Annotated in this window: 5 protein-coding genes and 1 pseudogene; 5 read left to right on the forward strand and 1 reads right to left on the reverse strand. The window is 68.2% G+C overall.

The features are described from left to right. The first annotated feature begins 131 nt into the window (after positions 1–131). Positions 132–2,495 carry a DNA translocase FtsK gene (locus tag ASJ79_RS18075; protein WP_067957926.1) on the forward strand — a complete coding sequence of 788 codons (2,364 nt, stop codon included), beginning with the start codon at positions 132–134 and terminating at the stop codon, positions 2,493–2,495. 78 nt (positions 2,496–2,573) lie between these two features. Here ASJ79_RS18075 and ASJ79_RS18080 read toward each other — a convergent pair whose 3' ends face one another. Further along, entirely contained in the window at positions 2,574–3,095 is a 522-nt protein-coding gene (locus ASJ79_RS18080; protein ID WP_067957932.1) for an amino-acid N-acetyltransferase, read from the reverse strand. Positions 3,096–3,137: 42 nt separating this feature from the next. Here ASJ79_RS18080 and pgsA point away from each other — a divergent pair, with 42 nt between their 5' ends. The 4 genes and pseudogenes from pgsA to ASJ79_RS18100 form a co-directional block, all read left to right on the forward strand. Next, entirely contained in the window at positions 3,138–3,728 is a 591-nt protein-coding gene (pgsA, locus tag ASJ79_RS18085) for a CDP-diacylglycerol--glycerol-3-phosphate 3-phosphatidyltransferase (RefSeq protein WP_067957942.1), read from the forward strand. Positions 3,729–3,831: 103 nt separating this feature from the next. Beyond that, positions 3,832–4,149 carry a transcriptional regulator ClgR gene (clgR, locus tag ASJ79_RS18090; RefSeq protein ID WP_067957935.1) on the forward strand — a complete coding sequence of 106 codons (318 nt, stop codon included), beginning with the start codon at positions 3,832–3,834 and terminating at the stop codon, positions 4,147–4,149. Between the two features lie 110 nt (positions 4,150–4,259). Beyond that, the gene (gene pspA / locus ASJ79_RS18095) at positions 4,260–5,078 is read left to right on the forward strand and encodes a phage shock protein PspA (protein ID WP_067957938.1); all 819 of its coding nucleotides are present in this window, start codon (positions 4,260–4,262) and stop codon (positions 5,076–5,078) included. Between the two features lie 18 nt (positions 5,079–5,096). After that, positions 5,097–5,294 (forward strand): annotated as a pseudogene (locus tag ASJ79_RS18100) (hypothetical protein); the annotation flags it as partial.

Consider the following 5,294-nt stretch of genomic DNA (forward strand, 5'->3'; position numbering starts at 1 on the left):
GGTGCCGCCGGTGTTCATCATCAGGATCCGGTCGGACAGCTGCACCGCCTCGCTGACGTCGTGGGTGACGAACAGCACGGTCGCACCGGAGTCCTGCCACAGCTGCTGCAGGTCGGTGCGCAGGCTGGCTGATGGTGGCCAAGGGCGCGGGAAGCACCGCACGGTCGGTGGGCCGCGCCCGTGATCTCGAACCCGGGCACCGGCGCGACGGTGTCGCGCTGGCGCTGCTCGGGCTCGCCGTCGTGATGGCCGCCGGTTCCTGGTTCGACGCGGCCCGCCCGGTCGGCGCCTGGATCGACACGGTGGTGCGGGTCGTGATCGGCTCCGCGGTGGTGCTGGTGCCGGTCGTGCTGGCCGCCGTCGGCGTCACCCTGATGCGGTCGGAGCCCGACCCGGAGTCCCGGCCGAGGCTCATCCTGGGTTCCGCGATGATCGCGTTGCCGGCCCTGGGGCTGTGGCACCTGTGGTCGGGCGCTCCGCAGGACCCGGGCGCTCGTCAGCACGCGGCCGGATTCCTCGGTTTCGCGATCGGCGGCCCGCTCTCCGACGGGCTGACCGCGTGGATCGCCGCACCGCTGCTGTTCATCGGTGTGCTGTTCGGCCTGCTGCTGGTCACCGGCACGACCATCCGCGAGGTGCCTTCGGTGGTCCGCGACATGTTCACCACGCGGTGGCAGCGCGACTACGACGACGAGTACTCCGACGACTACGACGACGAGTACGACGACGCCCACGGCGCCGCCGCCGACGACTTCTCCGACGGCTACTACGACGAGGCGGACTTCGGCAAGGACGAGGCCCAGTCCTGGCCGACACCCGACCAGCCCACCGAACCGCTGGACAAACCCGCCGCTCCGGCCGGTACCCCGATGGACAACTATCCGCTCGAGGACGACGCGCCCCCGGCTCCCCAGCCGGCCCCGCGGCCGCGCAAGAAGCCGCGGAAGGAACCCGAACTCACGCTGGACCGCGTCGTCGAGGGGCCGTACACGCTGCCGTCGCTGGACCTGCTCGTCGCCGGGGATCCGCCCAAGCGGCTGACGGCGGCCAACCAGCAGATGACCGATTCCATCACCTCGGTGCTGCAGCAGTTCAAGGTCGACGCTGCGGTCACCGGCTGCACCCGCGGTCCGACCGTGACGCGCTACGAGGTCGAACTGGGCCCCGGCGTGAAGGTCGAGAAGATCACCGCGCTGCACCGCAACATCGCCTATGCGGTGGCCACCGAGAGCGTGCGCATGCTCGCCCCGATCCCGGGCAAGTCCGCCGTCGGTATCGAGGTGCCCAACACCGACCGCGAGATGGTGCGGCTGGCCGACGTGCTCACCGACCCGGTGACGCGGTCCGACCACCACCCGCTGGTGATCGGCCTCGGCAAGGACATCGAAGGGGAGATGATCTCGGCCAACCTGGCCAAGATGCCGCACCTGCTGGTGGCCGGCTCCACCGGCTCGGGCAAGTCCAGCTTCGTCAACTCCATGCTGGTCTCGCTGCTCGCCCGGGCCACCCCGGACGAGGTCCGGATGATCCTGATCGACCCCAAGATGGTGGAACTGACGCCGTACGAGGGCATTCCGCACCTGATCACCCCGATCATCACCGAGCCGAAGAAGGCGGCCGCCGCACTGGCGTGGCTGGTCGAGGAGATGGAGCAGCGCTATCAGGACATGCAGGCCTCCCGGGTGCGCCACATCGACGTGTTCAACGAGAAGGTGCGCTCCGGTGAGATCACCGCGCCGCTGGGCAGCAACCGCGAGTACAAGCCGTACCCGTACATCCTGGCGATCGTCGACGAGCTCGCCGACCTGATGATGACCGCGCCCCGCGACGTCGAAGAGGCGATCGTGCGCATCACGCAAAAAGCCCGGGCAGCTGGTATTCACCTGGTCTTGGCCACGCAGCGCCCGTCGGTCGACGTCGTCACCGGTCTGATCAAGACCAACGTGCCGTCCCGGCTGGCGTTCGCGACGTCGTCACTGACCGACAGCCGCGTCATCCTCGACCAGCCCGGTGCCGAGAAGTTGATCGGTATGGGCGACGGGCTGTTCCTGCCGATGGGCGCGAACAAGCCGCTGCGGCTGCAGGGCGCGTTCATCACCGACGAGGAGATCCACGCGGTCGTGTCGGCGACCAAGGAACAGGCCGAGCCCGAGTTCGTCGAGGGTGTCACCGCGGTGAAGGCCGGCGAGCGCAAGGACGTCGACCCCGACATCGGCGACGACATGGACGTGTTCCTGCAGGCGGTCGAGCTGGTGGTGTCGTCGCAGTTCGGCTCGACCTCGATGCTGCAGCGCAAGCTGCGCGTCGGGTTCGCCAAGGCGGGTCGTCTGATGGACCTGATGGAGACCCGGGGGATCGTCGGGCCCTCGGAAGGGTCCAAGGCGCGTGAGGTGCTGGTCAAACCCGACGAGCTCGCCGGCACGCTGGCGCTGATCCGCGGCGGCAGCGACGCCAACGGCGCCGACACCGACGACGCGGACGACCCCGGCTTCTAACCCGCCGAAATTGCATTCCAGCAGCGAAAGTGCGAGTGACGGCCTGCTGGAATGCCATTTCGGCGCGGGGTGGTGGGGCTAGAGGGTGAGCAGCATCCGGGTGTTGCCGAGGATGTTGGGCTTCACATACGACAGATCCAGGAACTCGGCGACACCGGTGTCGTAGGAGCGGCACATCTCCTCGTACACCTCGGCGGTGACCGGGGTGCCGGCGATCTCCTTGAATCCGTGCCGGGCGAAGAACTCCACCTCGAAGGTGAGCACGAAGATCCGCTGCAGGTGCAGCTCGGCGGCCACCGCCAGCAGGCGGTCGACGATCGCGTGACCGACGCCGCGGCCGCGCACCTTCGGGTGCACCGCCACGGTGCGTACCTCGCCGAGATCGGACCAGAGCACGTGCAGCGCCCCGCAGCCGATCAGTTCACCGTCGATCTCGGCCACCCAGAACTCTTGCACGGATTCGTACAGGGTCACCAGGTTCTTCTCCAGCAGGATCTTGCCCGCATAGATGTCGACGAGTGCCTTGATGGCCGGCACGTCGGATGTCGTGGCGCGGCGTACCCGAACCTCACCGGCGGATGCGTCCGGATCTGCGCTCATGCACCGAAGAGTATCGGCACACGCAACAAGTATTCTGTGTCGGTGCCGGGCCAACCACATACCGATCCTGTGGTTCCCCGTGCCCGGGTCGCGAACGTCGCCAACATGCTCACCGGCGTGCGGATGGCGCTGGTGCCGGTCTTCCTGGTCGCGCTGTTCGTCGGCGACGGTCACGAAACAACTTGGCGGGTAACCGCATTCGCGGTGTTCGCGGTGGCGGTGATCACCGACCACCTCGACGGCGCGCTGGCCCGCAGCTACGGCATGGTCACCGAGTTCGGCACACTGGCCGACCCGATCGCCGACAAGGCGCTCATCGGATCGGCGCTCGTCGGGCTGTCCGTGCTCGGCGACCTGCCGTGGTGGGTGACCGCGGTGATTCTGGTTCGCGAACTCGGGGTGACGGTGCTGCGCCTGGTGGTGTTGCGTCGTGGCGTGATCCCGGCCAGCCGCGGCGGCAAGCTCAAGACCCTCGTGCAGGCCGTGGCGATCGGGCTGTTCATCCTGCCGCTGTCCGACGGCTGGCTGACCGCAGCGTGGGTGATCATGCTCACCGCCGTGGTCCTGACCGTCACCACCGGGGTGGACTACTTCGTCTCGGCGGTGCGGGATTGGCGTGGACGGGGTCGCTGACCGTCGAAACCGGCGCACATCCCGGGCCCGCTTCGGGAACCATCCGGGCGGGACCGGACGTTGGACTTCAGAGCACACCGACGCGAATGGAAAGGGATGCGCGATGACGACATTGCTGCGCGAGGTCATCGGCGACGTGCTGCGTCGCGCCCGGGTCGAGCAGGGACGCACCCTGCGGGAGGTCTCGGACTCGGCGCGGGTGAGCCTCGGATATCTGTCCGAGGTCGAGCGCGGCCGCAAGGAAGCCTCCAGCGAGCTGCTCAGCGCCATCTGTGGTGCGCTGGACGTGCCGTTGTCGCGGGTGCTGTCCGAAGCCGGGGACGAACTGGCCGTCGAGGAGTCCCGTACCGCCGGCACCGCAGGTATCGACGTCAGCACGAAGGTGGTCATTCCCCAGGTCGTGTCGATGGCGGTCGCCTGACCCCGTTCCGGCGCAGGGGTGTGGCGATCTGCACGGAACCGATAAGTTGGGGCTAGGTACTTGCCGGTACAGCCGACCCAGTTCGACAGACACGAAGGCGGAATGAACTCATGGCCAATCCGTTCACCAAGGCGTGGAAATACCTCATGGCGCTGTTCAGCTCGAAGGTCGACGAGTACGCCGACCCGAAGGTGCAGATCCAGCAGGCCATCGAGGAAGCTCAGCGTCAGCACCAGGCCTTGACGCAGCAGGCGGCGCAGGTGATCGGCAACCAGCGCCAGCTGGAGATGCGGCTGAACCGCCAGCTCGCCGACATCGAGAAGCTGCAGGTCAACGTCCGACAGGCGCTGACGCTGGCCGATCAGGCCGTGGCGGCCGGCGACGCCGCCAAGGCCACCGAGTACAACAACGCCGCCGAGGCGTTCGCCGCCCAACTGGTGACCGCCGAGCAGAGCGTCGAGGATCTCAAGGGCCTGCACGACCAGGCGTTGCAGGCTGCCGGTCAGGCCAAGAAGGCCGTCGAGCAGAACGCGATGGTGTTGCAGCAGAAGATCGCCGAGCGCACCAAGCTGCTGTCGCAGCTCGAGCAGGCCAAGATGCAGGAGCAGGTCAGCGCGTCGCTGCGCTCGATGAGTGAGATCGCCGCGCCCGGCAGCACGCCCAGCCTCGACGAGGTGCGCGACAAGATCGAACGCCGCTACGCCAACGCGATGGGCTCGGCCGAGCTGGCCCAGAACTCCGTGCAGGGCCGGATGCTCGAAGTGCAGCAGGCCAGCGTCCAGATGGCCGGGCATTCGCGCCTGGAGCAGATCCGGGCGTCGATGCGCGGCGAGCAGCTTCCCGCCGGGGGCGCCACGCCGGCGACCCCGAACGCGACCCCGGCCACCCCGGCCGCCAATCCGACACCGGAAAACCCGCTGTCCCAATAGCTTTCACGGGAGTGTGACGTGAGTACCCGAACCAGCCGGCCCGAGGCATGGCGTTCTCTGGCGCAGCGGGGCATCGACACCGCCGCCGAATGGTCGGATCTGGTCGCCGAGAAGCTCAACGCCGCGGCCGATCCTCGCGCGAAGATGCTGCGCAAGCGGCGCTGGGCGTTCCGGCTCGGGGTGTTCTTCACGGTTTCGGCACTGTTCTGGCTGGCG

Origin of the sequence: Mycobacterium sp. NAZ190054 (assembly GCF_001545925.1) — a bacterium.
Taxonomy (GTDB): domain Bacteria; phylum Actinomycetota; class Actinomycetes; order Mycobacteriales; family Mycobacteriaceae; genus Mycobacterium.